At 46.7% G+C, this 426-nt stretch carries 2 tRNA genes; both read right to left on the bottom strand.

Annotated elements, in window-relative coordinates:
• Positions 1 to 17 precede the first annotated feature (17 nt).
• Positions 18 to 103, bottom strand: a tRNA-Leu gene (locus ACTQ3V_RS15725).
• A 24-nt stretch (positions 104 to 127) separates the two neighbouring features.
• A tRNA-Leu gene (locus tag ACTQ3V_RS15720) sits at positions 128 to 212 on the bottom strand.
• Positions 213 to 426 lie beyond the last annotated feature (214 nt).

Here is a 426-nt window from a genome sequence, read left to right as displayed (position 1 = left end):
GAAATCAGTACTTTTCTTGGTGCGGATGGGGGGACTTGAACCCCCACGTCCTTGCGAACACTAGCACCTGAAGCTAGCGCGTCTGCCATTCCGCCACATCCGCATATTTAATTTTTCCGCTTGAAGGTGGTGCGAGTGACGGGACTTGAACCCGTACGTCGATTGACACACGCCCCTCAAACGTGCCTGTCTACCAGTTCCAGCACACTCGCGTTTTCTTTTGCGTCGTGTCGCATCACTGTCAGCGACAAATAATAATATAGCAAAAAGAAGCGGTTTTGTCAATATATTTTGTCGAATATATTTGACGGGATTTGTAGGAGTACAATACATCTTGGACAGTTGAATAAAAAAGGGATGAAGGATAAGGCCTCATCGGTTAAAGTTGAGTTGCTACACTTAACTTGACGAGAGGGGGCCATATCC

The sequence above is a fragment of the Candidatus Agathobaculum pullicola genome (assembly GCF_052117205.1).
GTDB lineage: Bacteria > Bacillota > Clostridia > Oscillospirales > Butyricicoccaceae > Agathobaculum > Agathobaculum pullicola.
This window is presented reverse-complemented; position numbering and strand designations above follow the sequence as displayed.